Origin of the sequence: Rathayibacter sp. AY1C5 (assembly GCF_002931705.1) — a bacterium.
Taxonomy (GTDB): Bacteria; Actinomycetota; Actinomycetes; order Actinomycetales; family Microbacteriaceae; genus Rathayibacter.
On record NZ_PSWD01000008.1, the window covers coordinates 31816 to 58056 of the forward strand.

Consider the following 26241-nt stretch of genomic DNA (forward strand, 5'->3'; position numbering starts at 1 on the left):
CCCGCCCTCCCGGCGCTACTGCCGCCCGACCGCCAGCGCCTCCTCCTCCACGTCGAGGAACGCCAGAGCGCTCACCACCGCCGGCTCCTGGTACCGCCCCTCGGAGCGGGCGCGGAGCACCGCCTCCCGCTCGGCCGCGATCATCACGCGCCGGAGCCGGTTGTAGGCCTGCGGGAGCGGCTCCACACCCTCGCCCTCCGGCGGGTTCTCCAGGGCGTCGGCGAGGAACGTCGCGTTCCGCCGCAGCCGGTCGAGCACGCGGTCCTCCACTCCGTCCTGCGGCTCCGCGTCGAGCCGGGCTAGCCCGGCGGCCTGCGCCTCGGCGAGCAGCATCTGCTTCTCGACGTGCTCCTGCATCTCGTTCGGGGCCGGCAGCTTCAGGGCGCGGACGAGCCGCGGGAGCGCGAGCCCCTCGACGAGCGTCCCCGCCACCACGATGAAGGCGAGGAACTGCAGGAACGCGCGCTGCGGCGTCTCCGCGGGCAGGAGGAACGCGGCGGCGAGGGTGACCACGCCGCGGATGCCCGCGAACGACACCCCGATCGCGGTCGGCCAGGTCCACCCGCGCTGCTGCAGCCGGCGCGGACCGTGCCGGAACAGCAGCGTCGTCATGCACATCCAGGCCACGCGGCTCCCGACCAGCGCCGCGAGCACGGCCGCGCCGATGCCGACCGTCTGCCAGACCCCGATGCCCGAGTCGGCCGTCGCCTCCACCACCGACGACAGGCTCAGCCCGATGAAGAGGAACACCGCGTTCTCGAGCAGGAACTGGATCGTCCGCCAGTTGAGCGACTCCGCGATCCGCGCCTGCGCGGACTGGATGACCGGCGCCCGGTAGCCCAGGTAGAGCCCCGCGACCACGACCGCCAGCACCCCGGAGCCGTGCAGCAGCTGCGCCGGGATGAACGCGACGTAGGGCGTCACCAGCGAGAGGCTCGTGTCCAGGACGGACGACTGCACCTGCTTGCGCACGAACCCGAGCAGCACGGCGATGCCGATCCCGACCCCGCCGCCCACCGCCACGGCCAGCACGAAGTCGAGCGCGATGCGCCCGGGAGTGACCGTGCTGACGATCGCCAGGAGGGAGGCGTTCAGCGCCACCAGCGCGGTCGCGTCGTTGAGGAGGCTCTCGCCCTCGAGCACCGTGAGCATGCGCCGCGGCAGGCGGAGCCGCCCCGCGATCGCCGTGACCGCCACCGCGTCCGTGGGCGCCACGATCGCGCCGAACGCGAGGGCCGCGGCGACCGTGATCGCCGGGACGACCATCCAGGCCACCGCGCCGACCACCGCGACCGTGAAGACGACGAGCCCGACCGACAGCAGGAGGATGCTGTCGCCGCGAGCGCGGACGTCGAGGACGGAGGTGCGGATCGCCGCCGCGTAGAGCAGCGGCGGCAGGATCCCGAACAGCACCACGTCCGGCTCGACCACCACCTCCGGGATCCCGGGGACGAAGGAGGCGAGAGCCCCGACGGCGACGAGCGCCACGGGAGCGGACCAGTTCACCCGCCCCGACACCCCGGTGACCAGGACGGTCACCACCACGAACGAGACGATCCAGACGATCGCGACGACGGGCTCCTCCATCGCGTCACTCCTCCCGGGCGTCGGCGCGCCACGGCCCCATTGTGGCCGCCCGGAGAGCAGCCCGGACAGCCGCCGGGAGGGTGCGGCTAGCGGCCGGCCTCGTGGATGTCGCGCGCCTTGGTGACCTTCGCCGGGTCCACCGGGTTCATGCCGAGGACGATCTTGCCGCGCGAGTGGCGCTTCTCGAGGTCGTCGAAGGCGTCCTGCACCTGGTCGAAGGGGTAGAAGCCCGAGACGAGCACCCGCAGCTTCTGCTCGCCGACGAGGCCGACCAGCTCGCCGAGGATCTCGGTGTCGCGCTGGGCGGTCTCGGCGTCGGGCCAGACGGCGCGCAGCTCGATCTCCTTGCGGTCGTCGCTGGAGTGGAAGCGGCCCGCCGCGATGCCGAGCTCGTCGGCGAGGGCGTCGTTCTCCCCGCCGAAGTTGTCGAGGAACACCGTGACCCCGCCGGGCGCCGCGGCCCGGATGCGGTCGGCGATCCCGTCGCCGTAGACCACCGGCTTCACGCCGATCTGGCGGAGGTAGTCGAAGTTGCGCTCGCCGCAGGTGCCGATCACGGTCGCGCCGCGGAGCTTCGCCAGCTGGATCTCGAGGCTGCCCACTCCTCCGGCCGCGGCGGAGACGAGGACGGTGTCGTCGGGTCCCACATGCGTGGCCTCCAGCGCGCGCCACGCGGTCACTCCGGCGAGGAACAGCGCGCCGCCGACCTCCCAGCTCACGGAGGCGGGCTTGGCGACGAGGTTGCGGCGCGGCACCACGACGTGGGTCGCGTGGGAGCCGACGAGCGCGTGGCCGACCACGTCGCTGCGGAGCTTGATGTCGGTGACGCCCTCGCCGAGGGCGACGACGACGCCCGAGAAGTCGGTGCCCTGGCGCATCGGGAAGGCCGCGGAGTGGTCGGAGTCGAACTGGCCCTGCCGGATGAACGCCTCCATGTGGTTCACCCCGGCGGAGAGCACCTCGACCAGCACCTCGCCCGCCCCGGGCTTCGGCCGCTCGACCTCGGCGATCTCGAGGACGTCCGCGTCGCCGAAACGGCTGTACTGGACGACGCGGGCGGCGGTGGGGCTCAGACGGGACATGCGCTCATCATCCGCCCCCGCCGCCCGAAGCCCCTGACCCCCGAACGGGGGCGTGCGACTCAGGAGGGGTCGCTCGGGCAGTACAGCTGGGTGCGCGGACCGGAGCGGTCGATGACGTGCTCGGACATCGGCCGGCCGCAGAGCGGGCACGCCTGCCCCGCCGGCGCCTCCTGCTCGGGCTGGTCGTACGGGCCGAGCGGCGGCGGGCCGATCCAGGGGAACAGCCGCGCGTTGAAGCGCTGGTAGAGGGAGCCGGTCTTCTTGCGCGTCATATCCTTAGTGTACTAACCATCAGGGCGCGATGAGAGGATGACGCCGTGGAAACCGACCCGCTCGCCCTCCAGAACCAGGTCTGCTTCTCCCTCGCCGTCGCGGCGCGCACCGTCATCGGGCTGTACCGCCCCGTGCTCGAGCCGCTCGGGCTCACGCACCCGCAGTACCTCGTGATGCTCGCGCTCTGGGAGCGGAGCCCCCGCTCGCTCGCCGACCTCGGCTCCGCGCTCCGCCTCGAGCCGGCCACGCTCAGCCCGCTCGTGAAGCGCCTGGAGGCGAGCGGCCACGTCACGCGCGCCCGGAGCAGCGACGACGAGCGCCGCCTCGACGTCGCGCTGACCCCCTCCGGAGCGGCCCTCCGCGAGCAGGCCCTGCAGGTTCCTTCGCAGATCGTGGAGCGGCTCGACGTCCCCCTCGAGGAGCTCACCGCGCTCCGCGACAGCCTCACCGGCCTGATCGGAGCCGCGACCCGCGACGGCCGCTGACCCCCCGCTCGGGGCGCCGGCCGCGAGGACGCCGGCCGTCGCTCCCCGCCGCACCGGGAAACTCCCGGTCACAGCGCGGGATCAGCCTCCGCTCGGCCCGCTCCCGGCCGTCTTGACTGCCCCCTCGCACGGAGTAGTGTCATCGCTCGTGACACACGAGGGCCCCCCGTCCGCCGCGGACGGATCATCGGCCGACGCGACCGAGCTGCGCACCGCCAAGCACTTCTTCATCGGCGAGCCGCTCCCCAGCGACAAGCTCGAGGGACAGCTGCTGCAGAAGCGGCTCGCGCTCCCCATCTTCGCCAGCGACCCGCTCTCCTCCGTGGCCTACGCGCCGCAGGAGCTGCTGATGATCCTGCTGCTCGGCGGACTCTCCTTCCTCACCTTCGCCCCCTGGGTGGCCGCGTGCGTGGTCGTCCTCCTCGTCGTGGTGGTGCTGAGCTACCGCCAGCTGATCCGGGCGTACCCGTCCGGCGGCGGCGACTACGAGGTCGCCCGCACCAACCTGGGCGAGACGGCGGGCCTCACGGTCGCCGCCGCCCTCCTCGTGGACTACGTGCTCACCGTGGCCGTGTCGGTCGCCTCCGGAGTCGACAACATCATCTCCGCAGTACCCGAGCTGGCGCCGCTGCGGGTCGAGCTGGCCATCCTCTTCGTCGTGCTGCTGGCGGCCGTGAACCTCCGCGGCGTCTCGGAGTCGAGCCGCGCCTTCGCCGTCCCGACGTACCTCTTCGTCGCGAGCGTCTTCGTCATGGTCGTCGTCGGCCTGGTCCGCACCGCCTTCGGCGACACCCCGGTCGCGGAGTCGGCGGGCTTCACCGTGCAGGGCGAGCAGCTCACGCAGGCGGCCGTCGTCCTCCTGCTGCTGCGCTCCTTCGCGAGCGGCTGCGCGGCGCTCACGGGCGTCGAGGCCATCTCGAACGGTGTGCCCGCGTTCCGCGCCCCGAAGGTCAAGAACGCCCAGCGCACCCTCGTCGCGATGGGCACGATCGCGATCGTGCTCTTCGTCGGCCTGACCGCCCTCGCCCTGCTCTCGAACGTGCACTACGCCGAGAACGCCTGCCACCTGGTGGGCTTCGCCGACTGCGCCACGACCCCGCAGCGCTCCGTGATCGCGCAGGTCGCCGCCGCCACGTTCGGCAACAACACGATCCTGTTCTTCATCATCCAGGCCGCGACCGCCGCCGTCCTGCTCCTCGCGGCGAACACCGCGTTCAACGGCTTCCCGCTGCTGGGCTCCGTGCTGGCCCGCGACGGCTACGCGCCCAAGTCGCTGAACACCCGCGGCGACCGCCTCATCTACTCCAACGGAGTGATCATCCTGGCGCTCGTCGCCGCGATCATCCTGCTCGTCTACCAGGCCTCGCTCACGAGCCTCGTGCAGCTGTACATCATCGGCGTCTTCGTCTCGTTCACGCTCGGGCAGTCGGGCATGGTCAAGCACTGGGTGCGGATGATCCGCAACGGCGAGGGCTCGCGCACCGTCTACACGAGCCTGGCCATCAACCTGTTCGGCGCGACGCTGACGTTCGCGGTGCTCGTCGTCGTCACGATCACGAAGTTCACCCACGGCGCCTGGCTCGTCTACCTGGTGATGCCGATCCTCGGCGTCCTGATGGCCGGCGTCTACCGCTACTACCGCGACGTCGAGAAGGAGATCGAGGTCGACCCGACCACGACCTTCGGCGCCAACGGCGACCACGCGATCGTGCTGGTGGGCCGGATGAACAAGCCCACGCTGAAGGCGCTCGACTACGCCATCGCGGCACGGCACGAGACGCTGGAGGCGGTGCACTCCTCCATCGACGACGCGCAGACCGCGCAGCTGAAGGCCGACTGGGCGCAGATGGACATCGAGGTGCCGCTGCGCTGCGTGGCCTCGCCCTACCGCGACATCTCGTACCCGCTGATCAAGTACATCAAGGCCCACCGCCTCGAGCACGGCTCCGAGATCACGACGGTCTACATGCCGCAGTACATCGTCGGGCACTGGTGGGAGGCGTTCCTCCACAACCACAAGTCGCGGCGGATCCGCCAGAAGCTCCTGCTGGTGCACGGAGTGACGGTGGCGCTGGTGCCGTGGCTGCTCGACTCGTCCGAGCTGATCTACGGACGCCGCTCACGGCCGATCCCCGGCCAGACGCGCCGCGGCGAGCCGGTGCGCCCGGTGACCCGCCGCCCGATCCCGCCCGCGTCCTCGCTCCCCCAGGGAGCCGCCGGCGAGGGCGCTCCGCGCATCCCGCAGCGCCCGGCCGCGCAGAACCGGCCGCGCTCGAAGCGGCGCTGAGGCGACGCGCCCCCGGAGACGGGTAGAGGGCCCGCGGCGTGTGCCGCGAGCCCCCGATTTCCCCTTAGTGCCTTCCCCCGAAGGCGGCCCGCCCCAACGGGCCGTGTCCGACGCTATCGGTGGGCTATGCACCGGCGCATCCTCCTCGCGACGGATGCCCGTGCTCCCTTGAGACGACAGGCTCGTCCTCCGTCGTCTCAGACGACGGCCCCGCGCACCCCTCGGCCGGTGAGCCACCAGACCGCCGCGACGGCGATCGCGGCCGCCGCACCGCCTCCCACGAGCAGGATCGCCGCCCGCACCACGTGCGCCCGGTAGGCGGCGTCGAGCGGATCGATGCCCGCCCCCGCCAGCACGATCCCGGCGGGAACCACCGCGGCCGCGAGCACCACGGCCGCGGCCGCGATGCGCACCGGCTGCCGGCCGTCGGAGCGGAGCTTCCGGGGACGGCGGCCGACGTACCAGACCACCGCGCCGATCCCGAGCCCGAGCAGCCCGAGCACGCCGCTCGCGTACTGCGCCCATCGGAAGCCGGGGAAGGGCCCGAGCTCCTGCTGCAGCAGCGGGATCGCCGAGACGAAGAGGCCGCCCCTGTGGGTGAAGCCGTCCCACATCACGTGGCTGGCGGCTCCGATGGCGATGCCGGCGGCCGCGAAGACGAGCACGCGGATCCACTCGGCGGCCCCGCGGGGCGGCGAGCGCCGGGGACGCAGCCGCGAGCGGACCAGCGCGGGCGCGAGGTCGCGCCAGGCCGGAGCGACGACCGCGCTCCACAGCGCGAGGCCGAGCATCCCGAGCAGCAGGTCGACGGTGACGACGCCGAGGAGGGAGTGGGTGGACTCGCGAGCGACGGCGATCGGGAGGTACATGCCGATGTCCGGGACCATCGCGCCGATGGCGACGGCCGCGGCTGGGATCCGGCCGTTCGAGAACGCGAGCGCGACGACGGCGTGGCTCGGCGTGAAGGGCATGACACGCACGCTATCCCGGCGACGCGACCGGCGAGTGTCCGCGTCGCGAAGCGCGCGTCACCGATCGCGGTCCGGCTCCTGCGCTCCACTCCGGCGCGTCGGCCTCCCGGGGCCGGCGGTCAGTCCGAGGAACGTGATCCCCAGGACGAGGAACACCGGCCAGACCGGATTCCCGAGGACCGCGAAGACCGCTCCCGCCGCGAGGAACAGCGGACCAGTGACCGCGTTCCAGCGCCGGGACGCCTCCTCCGACGACATCCGACCCGAACCCTTCCCGTCCTGTGCGCGCACCATCCCTCCACGCTAGATCGCCTCCGCGGGGCCCGCCTCCTCCGTCCGGCGGAGCCGCGCGCTCGGGGAGCTCCGAGCGCGGCGACCGTAGAATCGTCCGGAAGTCCGGCCCTCCGGGCCCAGCGGCGACGGATCGGAGCGGGTGTGCGGAAGGCGTTCGCGATCCTCCGCCTGGCCCTCGCCGGGCTGGGCGCGGTCGGACTCGTCGGCGACTTCTTCTACACCCTGGGCTTCCGCGCGTTCCAGATCGACAACTTCTTCGCCTACTTCACGACGCAGTCGAACATGGCCGGGGTCGTGGTGCTGGGCCTGTCCGGCCTGGTCGCCCTTGCGCGCGAGCGGGAGCCGCGCTGGCTCAGCACGGTGCGGGCGCTCGTGCTCACCTACATGGTCGTGTCGGGGATCGTCTTCGGGCTGATCGCGGTCGAGGCCAACAACCGCGGCGTGCGGGTCGACGTGCCCTGGTCGAGCGCGCTCCTGCACTTCGTGATCCCGACGCTCGCGATCCTCGACTGGATCCTCGGACCCGGCCGCCGCCCGGTCGCCTGGCGCGGGGCGCTGACCGTGCTCGGCTTCCCGATCGTCTGGGGCGTCATCACCCTGGTCCGCGGGGCCCTCATCGGCTGGTACCCGTACTTCTTCCTCGACCCCGGCCAGGTCGACGGCCCCGTGATGTTCGTGCTCTACGACGTGATCGTGCTGAGCCTGATCTCCGGCATCGCCGCGTTCGTCCTCGCGCTCAGCCGGGTGCGGCCGCTCGGGGCGGCGCACGCGTCGGAGTGGCGGGGGCCGCTGGCGCGGCTCCGCGAGCTCGTCAGCCGGGGACGACGGCGAACGGCTCGAGCGCCGTCTGCGCGAGGGTGACCAGCTCGTCGTCGCTGAGATCCTGCAGCGAGAGGGCCTGATCCGCTCCGACCAGCCCGACGAGCACCGCCTCGCCGGTCGACGGCTGAAGATTGAGCCACTCGGTGATGCCCGCCTCGGAGCCGACGAGCGACCAGCGCGCGGGGGCGTCGGCCTCCCAGAACGCCTCGTCGAAGCGCAGCCACAGCGTCTCGACGACACCGGAGCCGAGGGCCGCGACGGCCGCGCGCTGCGCGAACGGGAGCGGCGGGTCGAAGGCGATCGCGTCCGTCTGGAGCACCCCGATCGGCACGGTGACCAGCACCCGGTCGGCTGTGAACGACTCGCCGGTGCCCAGGCGGATGCTGACGCCGGTCTCCGTGTAGCCGATGCCGCTCACCACGGCGCGCAGCGAGACCTCGACGTCAGCGAGCAAGGTGTCGACCAGGGGCGCGAGCCCGTCGGTCAGCAGCGCGTCGCCGGAGTCGTCGCTCAGCTCCTCCGCGGTCGTGGCGGCGGAGGCGTCGCCCAGTCCGTACCAGGAGGAGAGCTCCTCGGGAGCGGCGCCGGTGCGCAGTGCGGTCGTCCCGGCGAGGTGCGCCGCCACGCGGGCGGCGTCGCCGTCGCCGGAGCCCGGCTCGGCCTCGGCGGGATCGGGCGCTCCGGAGCCGGCGAACGACTCGGCGAGCGCCAGATCCTCCGGCTGCTCCGCTCCCCACTCGAGAGCACGGGTCAGGGCGTCGGCACCCGTGGTGCCGGTGTCGAGAGCCGCGCCGTCGGCATCGCTCGAGCGGACGTCGGCGAGGTCGACCGCGGTCGTGACCACGCCCGCGTCCGCGATGCTCTCGCGCAGGGCGGCTCCCGCGCCGGTGAGGGCCCAGGCTCCGGTCTCGACGGCGATCGGCCAGCCGTCCGGAGTCGCGGTGGCGATGCGGCCGCCGGTGCGCTCGCGCGCCTCGACCACGGTGACGTCGAAGCCCGCGTCGGACAGGCGCCGCGCGGCGACCGCTCCGGCGAGACCGGCCCCGACGATCGCGATCCGCTCGCCCTCGTCGGCGACGGCGCTGATCTCGGCGGCCGCGCGGACCCCGGAGCTCCAGGCGCCCTGGAGCGTGCCGGGCGCCTCCGTGTCGGTGGCCTCGCCCGCGAGGAAGACGCGGTCGAGGACCGCGGTGCCCAGGTCGGTGCGGTGCTGCGGCGTCGCGCCGACGGGCAGGTAGGAGACGGAGCCGAGCGCGTACGGATCCTCGGCCCAGGCGGAGCGCACGAAGGCGGCCGGCGCGGGGACGGCGGTGGTGCTCGGCGTGGGCACGGGGGCCTTCGTGACCGAGCGGGTCGGCGTCGGACGCGACGGCGTGCAGCCCGCGAGGGCCAGGAGCCCGACTCCCGTGGCGGCTCCCGAGAGGAAGAGGCGGCGTCCGATCGTCATCCCGGACATCCTACGTTCTCGGCGTTCGGCCGGGGCGGCGCGGTGCTGACCCCACCCGGGCACGCGGCCCACTTCGAGGTGCGGGGTGACGGCGGGACGGCGAGCGGATAGCGTCGGGGCAGCGCGGACCGGACCGCGGCGACGGGGGACGCGGCATGGACACGACACGGACGCGGACCGCGACGACGACGGCCGAGGCCCCTCCCCGCAGTCACCTCCACGCGGTGCTGCTCGGCGCACTGGGGATGATCGTGGCCCCGCTGCTCATCGTCCTCGCGACCACAGCCCGGTCCTCCCCCGGACCGGAGGAGTACGTCCGCATGGCGCTCGGCTCGGTGGTCGCGGCGTGCGTCTCGGTGGTCGGCGCCTGGTGGCTCGCCTTCGAGCGGCGCAGCGCCGGGGCACCCGGTCGCACCTGGTTCTGGGGCGTCGCCTGCCTCGTCACGGTCAGCGCGGTCTCGACCGTCGGAGCCGCCGCCGACCGCCTCACCGGCCTGATCGCGGGCTGAGCAGGTGGACGTCCAGGCGCGGTCACCGCGCTCGCCTCACTCCTCGGCGACCGCGCCGGTGGTCGCGAGTCCCCCCTCGAGCGAGCGGCGGCACCATCGGCGCCGGTGATCGCCCCGACGAGACGACCGAGCGGCTCCGGCTGTTCCGTCCCGCCGAGAGCGATCTGGACGAGCTGTGGCGGCTGTACTCCGACGAGCGGATCGCGGCGGGCGACCCCCTCCTCCGACACGGCTCCGTCGAGCAGACCCGGGCGGTGCTCGCCCGACGGACGGCGCAGTGGGCGCGAGACGACCTCAGCAGCTGGGTCGTCCGGGTGCGGAGTACCGAGGGCTGCGCGGACGGCGCGATCGGGATCGGCGGCTGCACCCTCCTCGCCGACACGGCCTGGAACGTCGCGTTCACCGTCCATCCGGACCGCTGGGGCAGCGGGTACGCCCAGGAGGTCGCCTCCGCAGGGATCGCGCGGGCGCGGCGGCTCCGGCCGGAGCTCCCCGTGACCGCGGTCGTCGCGGAACACAACGAGCGATCGCACCGCACGGTCGCTCGACTCGGTCTCGACCGGAGGTGGGAGGGCCCTGACGCGCACAGCCCCGACCCCGCGGCTCGCGTCGTGCTCTACTCCGACCGCCTCCTCTCCGAGGACGAGATCGGCCGCCTCACGAGCTGAGGGGCGCCGCGTGGCGCGGATTTCCGCCGGCAGCAGCGGAGCCGAGACGCCTGCGCGAGACCGCGACGTCACGTTCCGATGCGCCTCCCGTCCCCATCTTTCTTCCCGGCGGGCGGCGCTGCGCACGAGTGGGTGGGTGGGCGGCGCGGCACTCGCGCCGACCCCTCTCGCGATCGCGCTCAGCGGCCGCCCGCGAGTCGGGGCAGGAAGGGCGCGGAGGTACTCGCCGGACGGAGCATTCGAAGCCCGTCACCGCGAGGGACGTTAGCGTCGTCGGATGGCGAGCATCACGTACCCCGCGCCCCTCCGCGCCGGAGGCCGGGTGGAGGTGCCCGCGCCCTCGATGGGAGTCCCCGAGCACCTGCACGACCGGCTGCAGGACGCCGCGCGCCGACTCGGCTCGGCGGGATACGACGTCCGGGTCCGGCCGCACGCCCTCCTCGGCGGACTCGCTCCGGCGTCCGCCGCGGATCGGGCGGCCGACCTGCACGACGCCTTCCGGAGCGGGGACGCGGTCCTTCCTCCGTGGGGCGGCGAGCTCGCCGTCGAGCTGCTGGAGAGGCTCGACTGGCACGCCCTCGCGGAGGCCCGGCCCTGGTTCGTCGGCTGGTCGGACGTCTCGACGCTGCTCCTGCCCCTGACGACGACGACCGGGCTCGCGACGATCCACGGCGCCAATCTGATGGACGAGCCGTGGGAGCTGCCGGTCGGGTTCCACCGCTGGACGGAGGTCGCCGGCCTCGAGCCCGGAGCCGCGTTCACGCAGCACGCCGCGCCGCGACGCCGGAGCCGTCCGTGGGGTGCGTGGGCGGACGAGCCGCTCGACCGCGATCGGGCCTACGAGGAGCCGACCCGCTGGCGCTCGCTCGACGGGTCAGCGGACGCGGCGATGTCCGGCCGCTTGATCGGCGGATGCCTCGAGACGGTGTCCCTGCTCGCGGGCACGCCCTACGGCGACGTTCCGGGCTTCGCTCGCCGGCACGCGCCGGAGGGGACTGTCGTCTACCTGGAGGCGGCCGGGTCCGACTCCGTCTCGGTGCTCCGGATGCTCACCTCTCTCCGGCTCGCGGGCTGGTTCGAGCAGGCGACCGGCGTCCTGATCGGCCGGACCGAGGGCGCCTGGCTGCCCGAGCTGAGCCAGGAGGACGCGGTGCGGCGGGCTCTCGGCGATCTCGGCGTGCCGGTGATCCTCGACGTCGACATCGGGCACCAGCCGCCGCAGATGCCCCTGGTCAACGGCGCGCTCGCCGAGATCGCGCTGAGCGGGCCGACGGCCTCGATCACGCAGCGGCTCGTGCCCTGACGGGTCGTCGCAGCACCGCGCCGTCAGGCCCACAACGGATCTTGCACAACGATTCTTGTGCTTTAGGCTGGGGTCATGGTCGACCGCTTCCCCCTGCAGGACGCCGCCCACATGCGCGTCCTCGCTCACCCCACCCGCCTGCGCCTGCTCGGGCTGCTCCGGGAGCTCGGCCCGCGAACGGCCGCGCAGCTCTCGGAGCACATCGACGAGGCGCCGGGGACGCTGAGCTACCACCTGACGAAGCTGGCGGGAGCCGGGCTGATCGAGGAGGCGCCGGAGTCGGGCCGGGATCGGCGGGAGCGCTGGTGGAGGGCGAAGCACCTCGAGACCGTGTGGGACGACAGCGAGGTCGCACGCGACCCGGAGAAGCTCGGAGCCCTCCGCGAGATGGCAGCGGCGATCTCCCGCGTCTCCGCGCAGCAGTACGACGAGTACCTCGCGTCGACGCCGACGCTGCCGGAGGAGTGGGTGAGCGCCGGAACGAGCAGCGACCGCAGCTGGCGCCTGAGCGCGGATCAGCTGCGGGAGCTGCGCGACGAGCTCGCGCAGCTCGACCGGAAGTGGGCGCGGATCAGCGACGACCACAGGACCGACGACGGGTCGGAAGAGGTGTTCTTCCTCGTCCAGGCCTACCGCCGGCCGCGATGAGCGCGGCGGAGCGCTCCTCGCGGCCCCTCGCCGCCCTCCTCGTCGGGCACATCCTCTCCAGAACCGGCAACGTCGTCACCCTGTTCGCCGTGCCGTTCCTGGTGCTCAGCGCGGGCGGAGGACCGGTGGAGGTGGGGACAGCGGCCGCCGCGTCGACCGCACCGTCCTCCTCGGCGGGCCGCTCGGCGGCGCACTCGTCGATCGTGTCGGCCTCGTGCGGTCGTCCGTGCTGCTTGGTGTCGCTCCGCAATTTGGCGGGAGGAGTGCGCGTGGGAGCTGGGGGAGCGGCCTCCGTCACCGTGGCTCCGAGGACGTCGAGGTAGGTGAACTGATCGCAGGCGTTGCGGAAGGCTTCGGGGGTCTTGCGCTCCCCGAACCGGTAGACGGTGACACCCTCCTCGCGGATCCGCGATGCAAGCCGGGTGAAGTCGCCGTCGGAGGACACGATGCAGAACCCGTGGAAACGGCGCGTGTAGAGCAGGTCCATGGCATCGATGATCAGTGCGTGTTCTCGCACCCGCAAGAGACATGGCTGGTAGCGGGACTGTGACGGACGAGTCCCGAGAGTGGACTGTTGAGGAGTTCAAGGTCCTGCGAGCTGGCGATGCGAAGTCCATCAAGCTTTTCTGCCAGGTCCTCGACATCCTTGCCGCGGCGTCGCCGGCGGCTGTCCCACTCGAGGACGTGGCGAAGGTCACCGGCGTCGAGCCGCTGACGATGCAGCAATCCTTCGGCCGCGCGACGTTTTGGATGAAGAAGCGCATGGGCGGCGACACGCGGTGGCCGATCTATTGGCCCGGCGATGGCTGGGCGATGAGCGAGAGCAGTGCGTCGCTGTGGAAGTCGCTCGTCGAGTAGACGGTGGCGAGGAGGGGGGCGCCCCGCACGGAATGGCCTCGTCACACAGGTGCAGACCTGCGACGTCAGGCGTGTCCGAGGGGCGCGAGTGTCGGGGGTGCGCTCTAGGGTCGGTCTCACGTTCCAGAGTTGCGGCTGTCGGTACCTGGCCGGCCGCACGGCAACCCGATCCATCGATCGGGTGCCCCAGGGGAAGAACGGGCGAGGACCATCCGGCCGGCGCAATATCGATGGACAGGACCACCATGCCCGAGCAGCTCCCCTATATCTTCCGCATCCCCACAGCCCTCTCTTGGACGGACGCCCAGGCTCGACTCCTTGCACGCGCAGACAGCCTGCGCTCGAGCGAGGCCCTGGATGCCCGCTTCTTCGTTGGCACGCAGCTCCTCGCACGCTTGCGCGTCGCATCCCCCGAGGATGCGCGGCGAGCAGTGAACGCGGTCGCTCAGTTGCCCGACTTCCCGACTGAGAAGGACGCACTTCGCGGTGGTTGGGAGATGCGGGGAGCCCTCGACATCCGCGTGATCCCCGCGACAGAACTGGCTCCTTCGTTGGTCGAGGAGTTCGCCGATCATCGCGCTGCGGGCGAGCTCGCGCGGTTCCTGCATCACCTTCATTGGATCCCGCAGAGCCGCGGCATCACCGATGCGTTCGTGGACGAGCACTACCCGGGACGCACCTGGCAAGGCCTCGTGCTCGTTCTCACCGCGGCAGGCATCCTCGTGAGCCGCGGTGAAAGCCCGCCCTCCCTCATGCCAACTGTCGCGATGCTGCACTTCACGGACGCGGCACGGTGGGCAGTGGTATGGGGGGACGGCGTCGTCACCGCGTCGCTACCTCCAGAGCGCCCTGCCTACCTTCGTTAGCAATCGATCGTCTGTTCCTTCGGCGGCGTTGGCGTGAGAATGTCAACTTGATCTAGGACCACTGGAAACCGCCCCGTCACAGTGGTCCTAGATCAAGTTGACGTTCTCACAGGAAACCGCCCTGTCACAGACACGCGCTTCCAGGCCAAGGCGAAAGAGGCTCTGCCAGAAGGGATGCTGCTGTTCTTCAGCGCTACCTCACTGCTGTGAAGCGCTCGAGCATACTCATATCTGACCCTTGACAAAGACGATCGAGACTTCCTCCGTGCCCTCGACCGCAAGCTCGGCGTCGCCGATTCACTGGCACTCAGCGACGAGGCCGACGAATCCGGGCTCGGCGCCCGCGGAGATGCCGCCGGCGGAGAAGGCTCCGAAGTGACCTCCTCCCTCCGCGCGATCCTCTTCGGCTTCCTCGGCGACGTCGGCTCCAAACTCGGAATCTCCGTCGTCGCGCTCACCAACCGCCCCGACCGCCTCGACGACGCCGCTCGCGACCGCCTCACCACCCTCCCCGTCCTCCACCCCACCCCCAGCGAACTCGCCGCGATCATGGCTATCCAAGCCCGCCGCGACAACATCGCGTTCAACACCGACGAAGCCCGCACCGTCCTCAACGACACCAACGCCGTCTTCTCCGGACGCCAAGCCGTCCGCCTCCTCGGCCGCGCTCACATCCACGCCGCTCGTGACGGCCGCGACAACATCCGCGGCACCGACATCACCACCGCCCTCAACGAATCGATGACCACCCTCGGCACTGAAGAGGAATACCAGGCACTCCTCGCCATCAACCACACCACCTGGGCCGCCCACCTCCCCTGGCTCGCCGAAGAACAACTGACCGGCACCCGCGGCACGCCTCCCACCTACCTCGTGCCCTACATCCAACCCAACGGCACCCTCAACCACACCAAACTCCGCGACCGCCTCCACGAACTCGAACAACGCCGAACCCACTAAAGCCCACCCACCACCTCAGAAAGCGAGCAACGACATGGCTGACAACCTCTCCCAAGCACGCGCAAAACTCGATGGCCAGCGTCGAGCGGTCCGTGAACACATTGAGAAATGGAAGAAATATCCCGAACCCTACGAAAAGGAAGGGGCCTGGAAAACAATCCAGAACGCTCAATCTCACATTAAGAAGATTCGCGAATCACACTCGGCCCTCGCCGCCAGCTTCGAAGACACCTGGCGCCCAACCCATTAACCCCACACCCACCCAGCCTGTCGATCTGGGTGGGGCCACCGAGGCCTCACCCAGATCGGCAAACCACCACCAGCCCCGGAACTGGACAACACCGTGACCACCAACTACCCCCACCCCGACCAGCACCTCATCACCACCGTCACCAAGGCCATCAACCGCTGGGCAGCCGAACGCACCACCCCGTTCCCTACCAGCCAGTTCACCGGCGGCGGCGCCTTCGACACAGCAGAGCGCCGGCTATCCGCGATGTTCGACCACCGTCACGTCCAACTTGCCGCATCCGCCACCTACGCCATGCGCGCAGCGCTTCAAGCGGTCGGCGTCACAGAAGGCAGCGAAGTGCTCACCCCCGCCATCGACTGGAGCTCCACCGCCACCGCCATCCGCTCTCTCGGCGCCACTGTCGTCCCCGTCGCGGTAGATCCCTGCACCATGACCATCGACCCTGAAGGCATACGCTCCCTTCTCACCCCCCGCACAGCAGCCGTCGTGATCTGCCATCTTCACGGCATCGCGGCAGACGCCGTCGCTGTGAGCGCAGAAGTTCCTGGCCTACCGATGATCGAAGACCTCGCCGCTGCCTTTGGAAGTACCCTCGACGCGGCCCCTGTCGGAACCTTCGGCGACATCGCCGTCGCTAGCTTCGCGACGGGTAAGACCATCGACGCAGGCGAAGGCGCGGCGCTCATTATCCGCGATGAGCTCACCGCAGAACGGCTCCTGACCGCTACCGCGCATCCATTGCGCCAGCAACTCGCCGGTTTTCGGGAGCCGGAAATGGATGCGCTCTCAATCCGGCCCCACCCTCTCCTCCCGATTCTCTTGATGGAAGCACTGGACGGCTTCGACCTTGACGCCCGCGTTGACGAGCATGCACAGTTCGCGCAAGAGCTCGGGCAACTACCCGGTGTCCGAGTTCTCGGAGGATATGACGAACGTCGACAATCACCGTCGCGCGCCGTCGCCGTCGTCGGTCAGCTCCCTGCACATCTTCACCACCTGGTCAGCCCGTCGACAGCTCTCAGCATTGCGTCAACCAAAAGCTCCCGCACTGCGCAGCCTTACGCTTGGCTCATCACGCGACGCTAGCTCCTCAACCATGAGCGCTTTATCGAAGCACGAAGTTGAACTCGGCCACCCCAGGAGGCAATCACCAAGGTAGGCGAGGTGTACTCCAGCTAGACGGTCGGCTGCCTTGTCTGGATCGAAATTTCAGGATGGTGCGTCGCGCGAACGGCAATTCTCACAACACGACTCCTACCGGGGTCGGAGTTGTGAACTTTGACGAGGCAGCGCAAGCGATTCGCAAGCGGAAAGTGTTCCAAGGCGTTAAAGCTATCAACTCTGCAGGATCAGCGGGAGCAAGCAGGCGCTACGCTTTCCGTGATTGCTTTGCGCCGACCCTGCTTGAATATGCAGGCCTCAGGCCTCAGGGGTCTTGGAACCCCCAAAGGGCCCCTTGCCGCTTAAAAGCTTGTTGGCTACGAAAGGTGCCGCAAGAACGATTCCGAACCTTGCCACCGGGCCACCGTTCTCCTTCACGAACGCGCCGCCTTGCGTGAGCGCGTTCTTCCACTGTTGGGCCTGCTTTAGCGCATCCAGCCACTGCTCCGGGGTGAGCGATTCCCAGTCCATTTCGAGGTCAAGTGCCTCGTAGAGGCGCCCGACGGACCCACGCGACTCCTCAATTGAGGCAAGAACCTTGGGTACTTGCCGGTGATTTACGAGCACGTTCTTATTCGCCCATCCGGCCGTCTCGCTCATCCGCTTCATAAGCTCGGCGACGCCCGCTGTGAGGTCGGCGATGGCGGTAGCGCGGGTTTCCTGGATCCCTCGGCGCTTAGCGTCAAGCTTCCCAGGAGAAATGGCGGCGGTATGCTCTAGCTCGAGCACCGCGAAATCGTCCAAAACAGCGATCGACCGTGCGATAGTACTGAGCCACAGCCGCACCTCCCGTTCAGCCTTCGGCAACCAAGCCCTTAGGTCGCCGATTTTCTTGCGTGTGACCATGTTGTCGGCAACGCCCTCAAGCTTGAGGACGGCCTTTTTTCGAATCTGCTTGAGCTGAAGTGGAACCGCTGCGAGTGTGTCCCACGTCTGCGAGTCGATCTCTCCCTGAGCGGTCAGCATCGTCCGCGCATCGCGAAGATGTTCTTCGATCCCGCCGATGTCGCCGAGGAGGTCGTCGCGGTTGTCTCGCAGGAGCTGGTCAAGCTTCTCGTTCAGCGAGGCGAGCATCGCGTGCAGTCTTTCGGCCTCCGCTTGGCTTGCTGCTTGGGTCAGCCCGCTTGCGAGGCCTGAGAGCAGACTGGGATTGGTGAACTTTGCTCCGGCTGACGTGTCGAGTTTCAGCCACTGCTTGATGTCGCCACGGTTGCCAGCGACCGCGTATGAAACGCCGGGAACGTCACTGTCGATCAGGCCGAACCGCGCCTTGGCCTCCGCCGACTCCTCCGTGAGCTTCACCCAGAGGCCCGTTTCGGCGATGGTTTCTGAAACGGTGTGTCCGACCTGCGCTGCGGTTCGTAACATCGGAGCGAGGTGTTTCACGCGAACCGCTTGTGCCCGTCCCAGAATGCCCTTCGAGCGCATGTAGCTTACGACAGAGCGCTTGTCGCTGCCGATGACGAGGAGGTTCTCCCCATCGCGGATTACCAGCGTCGTGTCTTCTAGCTCTGGCAGCTGTTCGAAATTCTTGCTCATGATCCAACCCTAGTCGTGGAGTTTTGATGGCGGATTCAGCGTCGTTCGATTTCTGCCTGAAGCGCGTTGGCGATGTGCTCGGGAATTGGTGACTGGTCGTTCTCGGACCTAATCCAGTAGCGCCCCGACAGCTTGCCGTGATCGTTAAAGTCGAGTTCAGCTGTCCATTTTGTGAGCCCGCTCACTGACCGAACTTTGATTTTTACGTTCATGTCGGCGACTGTGACCTCGTGGACACGAGGGGCGCTTTTTGCAAGGCGTTTTGCCGCGGCGGCGAAGTCCTGAGACGTCATGCGGTCGTCGAACTCAGGCACGGAGTTTTTTCGGCGGGCTTCCTCTCTGGCATTGCGGACTACCTGCACGATTCCGGTCCCGATTACGGCCGTCAGCCCGCCGATTACCAACTTGTCAATGAAGCCCATGTTTTCTCCGCCGCTCGCTATTGGTGATCCAAGGCTGCTGTCGCCCCGCCGGTTCGCACTCGCTGATCATGGCGTGTAGTCGTCGTGGATGACGACACGACTGAGCTCGATCCGCCTGCCGGGGAGCACCCAGTAGTGCAGGCGTCGTGCCGATGCGGTTTTCTGCTCGATCGCGACCCGCCAGCATTTTGCGCCGTCGGCGCGCATCACCGGCGCGTCTTCGCCGCCCAGCCCCGTGCGCAGCTCGTGCAACTCCAGGCCAGGCACCTCGGGTGCACGTCCGGTGAGCACGTGCACGGCGGCGCGCAGCATCTTGTCCAGCTGTCCGTCATCGAGGATCTTGAGAGAGCCGACGAAGTCCGACCCCACGAGGTAGCCGTCTTGGAGCGGGTAGCGGCTCTTCTCTCCCGCCAGGACCCGATGCGTCCAGGCGATGCGGATCTCGTCGCGGATCCACGACTCGAGGTCGGGCCAGAGGTCGCGACGCCCGGACGGCGAGTCCTGGTCCTGCGCGACCTCGGGCCTCGCAGCCTTCGCCTCGCGGATGTCACGAGTCAGCCTGCCGATCATGAGGGCACGTTCGCCGCTCTTCTCGCGTTCCTCGCGTAGCTGCGCCGTCAGCGTGGTGACTTCGTCGCGCAGGCGATCGAGTGTCTCGAGGTCAGTGCCCTCGCGGAGTTCGTGCCCGAGGCGTCCGATAGCGCTGCGGAGCCCTGCGAGCTCGTCGCGGATGTCCTGCAGATCACGGGTGCCGGCGCTCGCTCCGGCGGTCCGGGGCGGCAGGAACGCCGGCACCACGGTCTCCTCCGCCGGTGACGTCGGCGCGGTCGTCGGATCGAGCAGCGGTGCAGGCGGGGCTGCGACCTGCTGATGCACGCCTTCTCGCAGCCACGGCACTCCGCCCTTCAATAGAGGCAGCGGCTCGACGAGCGTTGCGTTCGGATCCACGTGGATCAGGGAGAGGGCAAGAGCCTGCCCGTTTCGTGTCACGCGTACACGAACCGTCTCGCCTTCACGCACGATGTCGGCGCAGGAAACGTCATCGTTCTCGCCCTCGTCGACGCCTGGGATGACGTCCCGTCTGCGCAGTACGAACTCCGGCGCCAGCGGATGCAGCAGGAGATTCACGCGCCGGTCGGTGACCTTGACCACTCGGGCGAGCGTGCTGGATCCATCGAGGAACCGGCTGGGGGTGAACTGCTCAGCCTCCGGGGCGAGGTCTTTGCCGAGGAGCCAGCCATCGACGTGGCCGCCGACCTCGAGCCCTTCTGCGAGCGAGGCCAATGAGGAGAGGCGGTCGGCGACGATCATCACCCGCTCCCCGTCTTCGAGGCGAGCGATGTTGCCGGTCGTGCCGGAGACGAGCTCTACCGTCGCACTCACCCAGCGAGCTCGCTCGACCGGAGCGATGACCGTTGTGACCACTTGCGCGAGCGCATCCTCGATCAGCTCCTCGACACCGTGGTACTTCGGGAAGCGCAGCGAGGAGCGCCACCAGTCCGGCGCGCTGTGGAAATCAGGCGGATACGCGCGTGCCGCACCGCCGTAGAGGTTCGCCTTTGCTGGCAACACGGCCTCGAGTGCGTATGTCGCTTCAGCTGTGGTGATCGTCACAACGTCGACATGCTGTCCGACTTCGCTTTCGACGTGCTGCGGGTCGTAGAGAAATGCTCCGGATTCGTCGGTGCTGATCAGCACGAGCGGACGGCGCCGCGCACTCAGGATCTCGGCACCGAGCTCACGGGCAGCCACAGGAGAGTCGATGTGTCGCACACAGTCAGCATGGTGGGCGTCGCCGACATTGGGCGAGACCCGCCGTTGCGGGCACGACTTGTACAGTCGCGATCATGTCCGCAATCGTCCCGCTCAACGACCTCGTAACAGCCGCGGTTCACACGCTGAGCGGAGAACGCTGGGCGATCACCGCCGCAGGCGGGCACGTGCCGGCGCGGCCTGGCCTGTATGCGATCTACGGCGATGACCAGGCTTGGGCAGAACTCGCGCTCGCTGCGCCTGGGCGGCCTCTCTACGTCGGCAAGGCGGAGGACAGCCTGGTCTCCCGAGACCTCAACGGTCACTTCGCGACGAACCCGCGGTCGAAACCGCAAACCGGGAGCTCAACGGTGCGACGCTCGTTCGCCGCGCTCCTTCGGGCATCGCTGCAACTGGAGGCTGTTCCTCGCAACCCTGCCAATCCCGAGCGGTTCGCGAACTACGCGCTCGCGCCCGGCGGTGACGAGCGGCTGACTCTGTGGATGCACACGCGACTGACGCTCGCGGTGTGGCCCGTACCCGCGTGCATGCCAGTCCCTCTGAAGGAGGTCGAGACCGCGGTGATCGAGCACCTCACGCCGCCGCTGAATATCGACAAGAACCCTAGGCGCCTCGCACGCCTCAGCCGTGCACGTGCAGAAATGGCAGCGGAAGCCTCGCGTTGGCGACCCACCTGACCTCCGTCGTTGCAGTGCTGCAGCGAGAAACCGGCCGGCGCCTCTACGAGAGCGCATGTGATGCAGGCGTGTCCGCGGAGTCGGTTGCCGCGAACGGACCCAAGTCCGCTCTGCTCATCGTCGTGGGGACGGTCTAAGCAGCGCGTGCAGCAGCTCGCCTTTGGATCGAGAACAAACGTTAAAGAACGTTCACTCCCCACTTATGCAGCCCTGGTCAGCTCGGAGCGACCAACGGTCGTGCGGTGGCGCCGGCGATGACGGTTTCGACGTCACTGAGGGCAAGATTTGCGACGTCGGCGAGTTCAGCTGGGGTGATTCCGCTGCGTTCCGCTACTGCTGCTGCATTGGCGAGCAGGGTGGGGTCGTCTGGACGAGTAAGTGGGAAGGGTTCGTTTCGTCGACCGAAGGTGGAGTTGAAGTCGACGATGGCGCGGCGGTAGGCCGCCTCGCGACCGCAGCGTCCTTCGCCGCGTCCGCGATCCTCACGGCGGCACTCGTCCGGGCACCGTCGACCACCCCCGAGGGGCCGGAGGAGAGCTCGACGGGCTACTGGTCGGACCTCCGGGAGGGTCTGCGCTTCATCCGCCGGGATCCTCTCCTGCGCTGCATCATCGCCCTCGTCCTCGTCACCAACACCCTCGACGCCGCCCGGTCGAGCACGCTCCTCCCCCTCTACGCCGAGCGGCACCTCGACGGCGCGTCGTCCTTCGGCATCGTCTCCGGAGCGTTCGGCGCGGCCGCCCTGACCTGCCGCGCCGGATCCCCTTCGCCGTCTGCTTCCTCGTCGCCGCCACCTACGGAGCCGCGCCGGCTCTCGGTCTCGGCGTCGCGGGGCTGGCCGCCTCGGCTGCCGTCTGCGGGCTCGCCGCCGGAGCCCTGAACCCGATCCTCGGCGCGGTCCTCCTCGATCGCATCCCGACCGCCCTCCAGGCGCGCGTGCTCGGACTCGTGTCGGCCGGCACCTGGGCGGGGATGCCGCTCGGCGGAGTCCTCGGAGGGCTCGCCGCCGACACGCTCGGCCTCCGCCTCACCTTCGCCGTCACCGCCGTGGTCTACGTGGTCGCCGCAGGCACTCCGCTGCTCGGCGGAGCCTGGCGCCGGATGGAGCGGTCGGCCTCCTGACCCCGGCCGCGGAGCCGAGGACGACCGGCGGGAGGGATGCGGCACCCCGGCCCTCCTCCTCCCGCCGAGCGCAAGGCCGAGCGGCGGGGAGGCGCCGAGTGGTAGACCTGGGGGCATGAGCAACGACATCCGCGCACTCGCCGAGGGCGAGAGCTACCTCGCCTTCTTCCAGGGCGGGCCGTTCGACGGCCAGACCGAGAACCGCGTCAGCACCGAGGGGGGCTACGAGAAGGAGGTCGACGTCTACGCCGCCGTCGACGGCCAGGAGACGCACCTCGTCTACAACGCCGTCTCCGCGAAGGAGGTCGGCGAGGCGGTCCACGTGACCTACTCGATCGACACGCCCGACTCCGACCCGATCGAGGACCCGGAGGACCGCGGCGGCGGATTCCAGTAGTCCGCACCACCCTTCGGATGCCGCTCCGGCGTCGCGCTCAGCGCGGCCGGGGCGGCATCGGCATGTGAGGACGCGCCACTCCAGGGACGACGCCTCCCGCCGCTCCTAGGATGATGGTTCCTCACTGTCTCGGCCGATTCAGGTCCGCGTTCCTCGGGAGCCGCCGTGTCCGATCCGCTGATCCGCCCGATGCCCCTCCGCGGCGACTCCGCCCGGCACTGGCTGCGGGCCCGCCACGCCGAGGCCGGGCCCGACCCCGCTTTCGCCGTCACCGGTCAGGAGGCCGCCGCCGAGGGCGTGCTCCTCCGGCGGATCTGGCACACGGCCGGCACGATCGACTTCCGCCCGAGCCCCCGCGCCGACCCGGGGTCGGTGGTGCTCCTGCTCCCGCTCGAGGGCGCGTTCACCGTCGCCAGTCGGGAGGAGCGCGAGTTCGTCGGCCGCGGCACCCTCGCGGTACTGCCCGCCCGATCGGGAGCGTCGATCAGCACGAGCGCTCCCAGCTCCCGGCTCGTCCTGGTCGTGCGGCCCTCGGGCGACACGGATCCGCCCGCCGGCCTCACCGTGGTCTCCTCCCCCGCGGCACCGGTGCTGGTCGCCGCCGCGAACGCGGTGCTCGACGCCGGGCTGCCCATGAGCCCCGGGCTGCACACCGCGCTGCGGGGCCTCGCCGCGGCCGTCGTCGCGGAGTGACAGGAGCTGTCAACCCTCCCCGCCCCGGCCATCCGCTCGCAGGGACGTCCTCGAACATCAAGTGACGCCGATCGTCGGCGCCGGAAGGAGCACTCGCCATGGCCGAGATCACCGCCCACCACGGACTCTTCAAGGACACGGACCTGCACGTCGACGACACCGGCGGATCGGGCCGCCCCGTGGTCCTCATCCACGGCTGGCCCCTCTCGGGCGAGTCATGGAAGGAGCAGGTCCCCGCGTTCGCCGAGGCCGGCTACCGCGTCGTCACCTACGACCGCCGCGGCTTCGGGCGCAGCGACAAGCCGCTCACCGGCTACAGCTACGACACGCTCACCGAGGACCTGCACACCCTCCTCACCGAGCTCGACCTGCAGGACGTCACCCTGGTCGGCTTCTCGATGGGCGGCGGCGAGGTCGCCCGCTACTTCACGAAGTACGGCGCCGAGCGCCTGCACAGCGTCGTCTTCGCCTCGGCCGTCCCGCCGTACCTGATGAAGACGGACGACAACCCGGACGGCCCGCTCGAGAAGGCGCAGGCCGCGCAGATGACCGCGGGCCTCACGAAGAGCGAGGACGACTTCTACGACCAGTTCACCACCGACTTCTTCTCGGTCGACGGCGTGCTGAAGGTGACGGAGGAGCAGCGCCAGGAGGCGATCGCTCTGGCGAAGCAGTCGGCCAAGCACGCGGCCCTCGCCTGCATGACCGCGTTCGCGACCACCGACTTCCGCGAGGACCTGCCCAACGTGTCGGTGCCCGCGCTCGTCATCCACGGCGACGGCGACGGCACGGTTCCGTTCGAGGGCTCCGGCGCCCGCACCCACGCGGCGATCCCCGGCTCCGAGCTGCACGTCGTCCACGGCGCCCCGCACGGAGTGACCGTGAGCCACCCGGAGGAGTGGAACCGCGCCGTCCTGGAGTTCCTCGCGAAGTAGCGGCGGCACTCCCGCATGCTGGTCGAGCAGCCCCGCAGGGGCGTATCGAGGCCCGTCGCACGGACACGGATCTCGATACGCGCCCTGTGCGCTGCTCGATCAGCAGGAACCGGTCACCCACGCGCGATGCTCGCTCAGCAGGAGCCGGAGCCCCCGCGTCAGCCCTTCTCCGCGCCCTCGGTCGTGTTCATGATCCGCCGCTGGAAGACGAAGAACAGGACGGCCACCGGGATCGACATCAGCACCGCGGCCGCGAGCTGCAGCGGGTACTGGTTGCCGGTGCCCAGCTGCCCCGACACGAGCGACGCGACTCCGGTCGTCAGCGTGTTGAGCTCCGGCGACTGCCGAGACACCACGAAGTGCGAGAACTCGTTCCACGAGCCCTGGAACGACAGGATGAACAGCGTCACGATCGCCGGACGCGCCATCGGCACCACGATCGAGCGGAAGGTCCGGAACACTCCGGCCCCGTCGATCCGCGCGGCCTCCTCGATGGAGAGCGGGATCGAGTCGAAGAACTGCTTCATTATGAAGATCCCCGCCGCGTCCACGATCAGCGGGACGATCATCCCCGCGTAGCTGTCGTAGAGGCCGAGCTGCTTGAGGATCAGGAACCGCGGGATCAGCAGCACCACCGCGGGCACGCTCATCACTCCGATGAACAGCGCGAACAGCAGGCCCCGTCCGCGGAAGCGCAGCCGCGACAGCGCGTAGCCGGCCAGCGAGTCGAAGAAGACCCGGCCGACGGTGACGAACACGGTGACGATCACCGAGTTGAGCGTCCACAGCGGCAGCGGGACGTCGGTGAACAGCCGCTCGTAGGAGGCGAACGACCAGGTCGCGGGCAGCAGCGACAGCGGGTTCGCGGTGGCGTCGGCGTCCGACTTGAACGACGACGCGACCGAGATCAGGAACGGGTAGATGTACACCAGCGCCAGCGCGATCAGCAGCAGGTAGCCGCCGATCAGCGACGCGCGGCCGCGGGCGCCCAGGCGGATGCGGCGGTGCGGCACCGGTGCGGCGGGCTCGGGGCTCTCGGGGGCGCGGGTGCCGGGCTCGGTCAGCGTGCTCATCGGATGCCTCCCGTGGTGAGGGTCGTCGCGGCGTCGGCGCGGGCGGCGCGGCGGGGGCGCCGACGCGGCTCCCCCTTCTCGCGGAGGAGCGCCCGCTGCAGGAGCGTCAGCACGACGATGATGAAGAAGAGGATGAAGGCGATCGCGGCGCCCTGACCCCAGCGGAGATCCGTGAACGAGGACTCGTAGGCGAGGTACGCCGGGGTGAGCAGCGTCTTGCCCGGCGCCCCTCCTCCGGTGAGGTAGATCTGGTCGAACACCTGCCAGGTGCCGATCAGTCCGAGGGTCAGCACGGTGAAGAGCGTGGGCTTGAGCATCGGCAGAGTGACCGAGAAGAACTTCCGGAGCGGGCCGGCGCCGTCCATGAGCGCCGCCTCGTCGATCTCGGCGCCGATGTTCTGCAGCGCCGCGAGGAACAGCAGCATGAACGTGCCCGAGGTGGTGAAGATCGCCATCGTGATCAGCACGCACATCGCGACGGACGGGCCGGACAGCCAGTCCCACCAGGTGAGGCCGAGCGGGGCGCCCGCGGCCAGCGGCCCGGAGCCGTTGACGCCGACGGCGCCCAGGAGCGAGTGCAGGACACCGGTCGGGTCGGCCATCCAGGTCGGCCCGTCGGCGCCGAACCAGCCGAGCACCGCGTTGACGACGCCCGAGGCGGAGAAGAGGAACAGGAAGATCACGGTGATCGCGATCGAGGAGGTGACGGAGGGGAAGTAGAAGGCGGTGCGGAAGAAGCCCCGGCCCCGCAGGATCCGCCGGTTCACCTGCACGGCGAGGAAGAGCGCGAGCGCGGTCTGCAGCGGCACCACGAGCAGCACGTAGTAGACGTTGTTTCGGATCGCGGTGCCGAAGTCCTTCTGCGCCAGGCCGGAGTCGGTGAGCACCGCGCGGTAGTTGTCGGCTCCGACGAACTGCGCGGTCGGCCCGAGGGGCGAGCCGAGCCCGTTCCAGTTGCTGACGCTGACCCAGAGGGCGAGGCCGATCGGGACGACGAGGAACACGCCGATCACGACGATCGCCGGGAGGGTGAAGAGCCAGCCGTAGCGGGCCTCGTGCCCGCGGATGCCGGAGCGGCGGCTCCGGGGGGCGGCGGTGGTGCTCATCGATGCGTCTCCTTCGACTCACGTGCGCGG

At 69.9% G+C, this 26241-nt stretch carries 29 protein-coding genes and 1 riboswitch; of the genes, 17 read left to right on the plus strand and 12 right to left on the minus strand.

Translation table 11 applies throughout. The features are described from left to right. Positions 1 to 15: 15 nt before the first annotated feature. The 3 genes from C5C57_RS08425 to C5C57_RS08435 form a co-directional block, all read right to left on the minus strand. Positions 16 to 1587, minus strand: a complete 1572-nt coding sequence (locus C5C57_RS08425) for a sodium:proton antiporter (protein WP_104247408.1) — start codon at positions 1585 to 1587, stop codon at positions 16 to 18. Between the two features lie 86 nt (positions 1588 to 1673). Beyond that, the gene (locus C5C57_RS08430; protein WP_104238704.1) at positions 1674 to 2669 is read right to left on the minus strand and encodes an NADP-dependent oxidoreductase; all 996 of its coding nucleotides are present in this window, start codon (positions 2667 to 2669) and stop codon (positions 1674 to 1676) included. A 59-nt stretch (positions 2670 to 2728) separates the two neighbouring features. Further along, positions 2729 to 2941, minus strand: coding sequence for a hypothetical protein (locus tag C5C57_RS08435; RefSeq protein ID WP_104223750.1), 213 nt, complete (start codon positions 2939 to 2941; stop codon positions 2729 to 2731). Positions 2942 to 2986: 45 nt separating this feature from the next. Here C5C57_RS08435 and C5C57_RS08440 point away from each other — a divergent pair, with 45 nt between their 5' ends. Both C5C57_RS08440 and C5C57_RS08445 read left to right on the plus strand, forming a co-directional pair. After that, entirely contained in the window at positions 2987 to 3427 is a 441-nt protein-coding gene (locus tag C5C57_RS08440) for a MarR family winged helix-turn-helix transcriptional regulator (protein WP_104297492.1), read from the plus strand. A gap of 148 nt (positions 3428 to 3575) precedes the next feature. After that, positions 3576 to 5714, plus strand: coding sequence for an APC family permease (locus C5C57_RS08445; protein WP_374952928.1), 2139 nt, complete (start codon positions 3576 to 3578; stop codon positions 5712 to 5714). 197 nt (positions 5715 to 5911) lie between these two features. On the opposite strand, the gene C5C57_RS08450 is transcribed toward C5C57_RS08445, so the two are convergent. Both C5C57_RS08450 and C5C57_RS08455 read right to left on the minus strand, forming a co-directional pair. Beyond that, positions 5912 to 6685: a DUF4184 family protein gene (locus C5C57_RS08450; RefSeq protein ID WP_104247407.1), complete on the minus strand. Its 774-nt coding sequence runs from the start codon at positions 6683 to 6685 to the stop codon at positions 5912 to 5914. Between the two features lie 57 nt (positions 6686 to 6742). Further along, on the minus strand, positions 6743 to 6979 hold the full coding sequence (locus C5C57_RS08455; protein ID WP_146082395.1) for a hypothetical protein: 237 nt from the start codon (positions 6977 to 6979) through the stop codon (positions 6743 to 6745). Between the two features lie 141 nt (positions 6980 to 7120). On the opposite strand from C5C57_RS08455, the gene C5C57_RS08460 reads away from it, so the two are divergent. Continuing rightward, complete coding sequence (locus tag C5C57_RS08460; protein ID WP_104233845.1) at positions 7121 to 7840, plus strand: Pr6Pr family membrane protein; 720 nt, start codon at positions 7121 to 7123, stop codon at positions 7838 to 7840. On the opposite strand, the gene C5C57_RS08465 is transcribed toward C5C57_RS08460, so the two are convergent. Next, on the minus strand, positions 7791 to 9248 hold the full coding sequence (locus tag C5C57_RS08465; RefSeq protein WP_159940124.1) for an NAD(P)/FAD-dependent oxidoreductase: 1458 nt from the start codon (positions 9246 to 9248) through the stop codon (positions 7791 to 7793). The genes C5C57_RS08460 and C5C57_RS08465 overlap by 50 nt on opposite strands. A gap of 155 nt (positions 9249 to 9403) precedes the next feature. On the opposite strand from C5C57_RS08465, the gene C5C57_RS18470 reads away from it, so the two are divergent. The 4 genes from C5C57_RS18470 (at position 9404) to C5C57_RS08480 (ending at position 12376) form a co-directional block, all read left to right on the plus strand. Then, positions 9404 to 9757 (plus strand): hypothetical protein, encoded by a 354-nt coding sequence (locus C5C57_RS18470; RefSeq protein WP_258072395.1) that lies wholly within the window; start codon positions 9404 to 9406, stop codon positions 9755 to 9757. Positions 9758 to 9897: 140 nt separating this feature from the next. After that, on the plus strand, positions 9898 to 10425 hold the full coding sequence (locus tag C5C57_RS08470; protein WP_258072738.1) for a GNAT family N-acetyltransferase: 528 nt from the start codon (positions 9898 to 9900) through the stop codon (positions 10423 to 10425). A 277-nt stretch (positions 10426 to 10702) separates the two neighbouring features. Beyond that, on the plus strand, positions 10703 to 11728 hold the full coding sequence (locus tag C5C57_RS08475) for a S66 peptidase family protein (protein ID WP_104247404.1): 1026 nt from the start codon (positions 10703 to 10705) through the stop codon (positions 11726 to 11728). A 75-nt stretch (positions 11729 to 11803) separates the two neighbouring features. Further along, complete coding sequence (locus C5C57_RS08480) at positions 11804 to 12376, plus strand: winged helix-turn-helix domain-containing protein (protein ID WP_104247403.1); 573 nt, start codon at positions 11804 to 11806, stop codon at positions 12374 to 12376. On the opposite strand, the gene C5C57_RS18475 is transcribed toward C5C57_RS08480, so the two are convergent. Further along, positions 12300 to 12893: an NYN domain-containing protein gene (locus C5C57_RS18475; protein WP_258072394.1), complete on the minus strand. Its 594-nt coding sequence runs from the start codon at positions 12891 to 12893 to the stop codon at positions 12300 to 12302. The genes C5C57_RS08480 and C5C57_RS18475 overlap by 77 nt on opposite strands. 29 nt (positions 12894 to 12922) lie before the next feature. Between C5C57_RS18475 and C5C57_RS08490 the strand changes: the two genes are divergently transcribed. The 5 genes from C5C57_RS08490 (at position 12923) to C5C57_RS08505 (ending at position 16399) form a co-directional block, all read left to right on the plus strand. Continuing rightward, the gene (locus C5C57_RS08490; protein WP_146082396.1) at positions 12923 to 13234 is read left to right on the plus strand and encodes a hypothetical protein; all 312 of its coding nucleotides are present in this window, start codon (positions 12923 to 12925) and stop codon (positions 13232 to 13234) included. Between the two features lie 120 nt (positions 13235 to 13354). After that, positions 13355 to 13468: riboswitch (SAM riboswitch) on the plus strand. A gap of 11 nt (positions 13469 to 13479) precedes the next feature. After that, positions 13480 to 14100: a hypothetical protein gene (locus C5C57_RS08495; RefSeq protein ID WP_146082397.1), complete on the plus strand. Its 621-nt coding sequence runs from the start codon at positions 13480 to 13482 to the stop codon at positions 14098 to 14100. Positions 14101 to 14475: 375 nt separating this feature from the next. Continuing rightward, a complete protein-coding gene (locus C5C57_RS08500) occupies positions 14476 to 15060 on the plus strand; it encodes a hypothetical protein (protein WP_104297493.1) in 585 nt (194 codons plus the stop codon). Between the two features lie 34 nt (positions 15061 to 15094). Next, complete coding sequence (locus C5C57_RS17745; protein ID WP_146082398.1) at positions 15095 to 15310, plus strand: hypothetical protein; 216 nt, start codon at positions 15095 to 15097, stop codon at positions 15308 to 15310. Positions 15311 to 15403: 93 nt separating this feature from the next. Further along, positions 15404 to 16399, plus strand: a complete 996-nt coding sequence (locus C5C57_RS08505; RefSeq protein ID WP_181069127.1) for an aminotransferase class I/II-fold pyridoxal phosphate-dependent enzyme — start codon at positions 15404 to 15406, stop codon at positions 16397 to 16399. A gap of 333 nt (positions 16400 to 16732) precedes the next feature. On the opposite strand, the gene C5C57_RS08510 is transcribed toward C5C57_RS08505, so the two are convergent. From C5C57_RS08510 to C5C57_RS08515, 3 genes are all read right to left on the minus strand, one after another. Further along, positions 16733 to 18013, minus strand: a complete 1281-nt coding sequence (locus C5C57_RS08510) for a hypothetical protein (protein WP_104247397.1) — start codon at positions 18011 to 18013, stop codon at positions 16733 to 16735. Between the two features lie 35 nt (positions 18014 to 18048). Next, the gene (locus C5C57_RS17750) at positions 18049 to 18435 is read right to left on the minus strand and encodes a hypothetical protein (protein ID WP_146082399.1); all 387 of its coding nucleotides are present in this window, start codon (positions 18433 to 18435) and stop codon (positions 18049 to 18051) included. Between the two features lie 66 nt (positions 18436 to 18501). Further along, positions 18502 to 20208, minus strand: a complete 1707-nt coding sequence (locus C5C57_RS08515) for a hypothetical protein (protein WP_146082400.1) — start codon at positions 20206 to 20208, stop codon at positions 18502 to 18504. 74 nt (positions 20209 to 20282) lie between these two features. On the opposite strand from C5C57_RS08515, the gene C5C57_RS17755 reads away from it, so the two are divergent. From C5C57_RS17755 to C5C57_RS08535, 5 genes are all read left to right on the plus strand, one after another. Further along, a complete protein-coding gene (locus tag C5C57_RS17755) occupies positions 20283 to 20885 on the plus strand; it encodes a GIY-YIG nuclease family protein (RefSeq protein ID WP_146082401.1) in 603 nt (200 codons plus the stop codon). Between the two features lie 759 nt (positions 20886 to 21644). After that, entirely contained in the window at positions 21645 to 22007 is a 363-nt protein-coding gene (locus tag C5C57_RS18480; RefSeq protein ID WP_258072398.1) for an MFS transporter, read from the plus strand. A 115-nt stretch (positions 22008 to 22122) separates the two neighbouring features. Continuing rightward, positions 22123 to 22404 (plus strand): oligoribonuclease, encoded by a 282-nt coding sequence (locus tag C5C57_RS08525; protein ID WP_104223758.1) that lies wholly within the window; start codon positions 22123 to 22125, stop codon positions 22402 to 22404. A gap of 165 nt (positions 22405 to 22569) precedes the next feature. Continuing rightward, positions 22570 to 23097 (plus strand): hypothetical protein, encoded by a 528-nt coding sequence (locus C5C57_RS08530; RefSeq protein ID WP_104247394.1) that lies wholly within the window; start codon positions 22570 to 22572, stop codon positions 23095 to 23097. Between the two features lie 98 nt (positions 23098 to 23195). Next, the gene (locus C5C57_RS08535; RefSeq protein WP_104247393.1) at positions 23196 to 24032 is read left to right on the plus strand and encodes an alpha/beta fold hydrolase; all 837 of its coding nucleotides are present in this window, start codon (positions 23196 to 23198) and stop codon (positions 24030 to 24032) included. 158 nt (positions 24033 to 24190) lie between these two features. On the opposite strand, the gene C5C57_RS08540 is transcribed toward C5C57_RS08535, so the two are convergent. After that, positions 24191 to 25105 carry a carbohydrate ABC transporter permease gene (locus C5C57_RS08540; RefSeq protein ID WP_104238713.1) on the minus strand — a complete coding sequence of 305 codons (915 nt, stop codon included), beginning with the start codon at positions 25103 to 25105 and terminating at the stop codon, positions 24191 to 24193. After that, positions 25102 to 26211 carry a carbohydrate ABC transporter permease gene (locus tag C5C57_RS08545; RefSeq protein ID WP_104247392.1) on the minus strand — a complete coding sequence of 370 codons (1110 nt, stop codon included), beginning with the start codon at positions 26209 to 26211 and terminating at the stop codon, positions 25102 to 25104. The genes C5C57_RS08540 and C5C57_RS08545 overlap by 4 nt, the downstream gene beginning before the upstream one ends. Positions 26212 to 26241 lie beyond the last annotated feature (30 nt).